Below are 2,005 nucleotides of genomic sequence, written 5' to 3'. Positions count from 1 at the left end.
CATTTTATTTCTGGTGAGTAGTGTACTCTTGTACTCATAATAAAATAACCTCCTTTAAAATCATACATATAGTATGTTTCAAAAGAGGTTGTTTTATTTATTCCCGTGTAAAGGGTTCACTTCAAAAAATCTCTAAGGGGTTTTTATAAGTGTTTTATATTATTCAGCACTTACTGCCACTTCTTCTATTACGCCTTTATATCCATCAGGATCGTTACTATGCCATCTCCATGCATCTTCTTGATCTAAATACTCTATATTCATTTCTCCATAAGCTCTAAATTATGACTCTGTGAACCTATATTCCCTTTATGCTTCTACTCTCTCATTGTCATTAAAACTAGCATTTAACTTGTTATTTCTTTTCTTCTTAATAATAGCAAAAATCCCAGCTATAACAACAACTAAACCTATTAATAAAGTCCCCATATTAATTCCCTCTGATAAATGTAGAGAGACAGTCATCATAATCACACCTGCTATGGCATTTCCTATAAATATACCTAAAAGTGCATCTTTTATTCTCATCTTAAATATAGATGCTAAAGCAGCTCCAGACCATGACCCTGTTGTAGGAAGGGGCACACCAACAAAAATTATAAGCCCTATTATACTAGCTGCTTTTAGTTTTTTAGCCCTACCTTCAATTTTTCTATCTACCCTTCTAATAACTTTATTAAAATATTTTCTATGTCTAAAAAAATCTATAGCTTGTCTAAATAATAAAACTACTGGTACTGCCACTATGGAAGAACCTATTACACAAGTTATATATAGATAAACTGGGTTTAAGTCCATTGCTATTCCTAATGGTACTGCCCCTCTTAGCTCTATTATTGGTACCATAGATAAAATAAACAATTTAATATAATCCATTAATTATAATTCCTCTCTTTAAATATATAAATAATACCCAGGATTTTATATCTGGGTATTATTAAATCTATTCAACAGTAACTGCCACTTCTTCTAAAATGTTATCTATTTCATTTTCATTACTTTCTTTACTGTCCTTTTTAACCTTCTCTTCTTTACTTATTGTACCAGCTTTACTTTTTAAAAACTCTATAAAATCATCTCTAAGTTCAGGTCTTTTTAGCGCAAAATCAACAGTAGCTTCTAAGAAACCTAGCTTATCACCTACATCATATCTTCTTCCTTCGAAGTTGTATGCATATATAGCTTCCTTAGTAGCTAATGTTTGAAGAGCATCTGTAAGTTGGATTTCTCCACCTTTTCCTGGCTCTTGATTTTCTAATATGTTAAATATTTCTGGAGTTATTATGTATCTTCCAAGTATAGCTATATTAGATGGCGCTTCCTCTACAGATGGTTTTTCTACCATATCTTTTACTTTATATACTCTGTCTTCTATATGTTTAACATCAAGTATTCCGTACTTGTTTACATTTTCTCTATCAACTTCTTGAACTCCTAGTATAGAAGTTTTGTATTCATCATAAGCATTTATCATTTGCTTTAAACATGGAACTTCTGCATCTACTATATCATCTCCAAGTAAAACTGCAAAAGGCTCATCCCCTATGAAACTTTTTGCACAGTGAACAGCGTGTCCCAGTCCTTTTGGTTCTTTTTGTCTGATGTAGTGAATATTTACCATGTTAGATATGTTTTGAACCATATCTAGCATTTCTTTTTTGCCTTTGTTTTCAAGTTCTAATTCTAACTCTACACTACGATCAAAATGATCTTCTATGCATTTTTTGTTACGCCCTGTTACTATTAGTATTTCTTCTATGCCTGATGCTATTGCTTCTTCTATTATGTATTGTAGCGTTGGCTTGTCCACTATTGGTAACATTTCTTTTGCTTGGGCTTTTGTTGCAGGTAAGAATCTAGTCCCTAATCCTGCTGCTGGTATTATTGCTTTTCTTACTGTATTTCTTTTCATTTTCTCCCCCATAAATATCTGCTTATTATTTATATATTTTATTATAGTATACTATTATTTAAAATATATTTTTTATTAATTTCCTTTAGATCG

At 31.2% G+C, this 2,005-nt stretch carries 2 protein-coding genes; both read right to left on the bottom strand.

Going from position 1 to position 2,005, the window contains the following annotated elements; genetic code table 11:
* Nucleotides 1–309: 309 nt before the first annotated feature.
* Nucleotides 310–876 carry a COG2426 family protein gene (locus NSA58_RS19605; RefSeq protein ID WP_074079973.1) on the bottom strand — a complete coding sequence of 189 codons (567 nt, stop codon included), beginning with the start codon at nucleotides 874–876 and terminating at the stop codon, nucleotides 310–312.
* 67 nt (nucleotides 877–943) lie between these two features.
* Complete coding sequence (galU, locus tag NSA58_RS19600; RefSeq protein ID WP_074079974.1) at nucleotides 944–1,912, bottom strand: UTP--glucose-1-phosphate uridylyltransferase GalU; 969 nt, start codon at nucleotides 1,910–1,912, stop codon at nucleotides 944–946.
* Between the last annotated feature and the right edge of the window lie 93 nt (nucleotides 1,913–2,005).

The sequence above is a fragment of the Terrisporobacter muris genome (assembly GCF_024621905.1).
GTDB classification, from domain to species: domain Bacteria; phylum Bacillota; class Clostridia; order Peptostreptococcales; family Peptostreptococcaceae; genus Terrisporobacter; species Terrisporobacter muris.
The sequence above is the reverse complement of the archived record's forward strand: the minus strand, read 5'-3'. Positions and strand labels throughout refer to the sequence as shown.

Bases quoted from the DNA above. Each gene is read 5' to 3' on its own strand.
- NSA58_RS19605 (WP_074079973.1), bottom strand. From the start codon at position 876: ATGGATTATATTAAATTGTTTATTTTATCTATGGTACCAATAATAGAG.
- galU (WP_074079974.1), bottom strand. From the start codon at position 1,912: ATGAAAAGAAATACAGTAAGAAAAGCAATAATACCAGCAGCAGGATTA.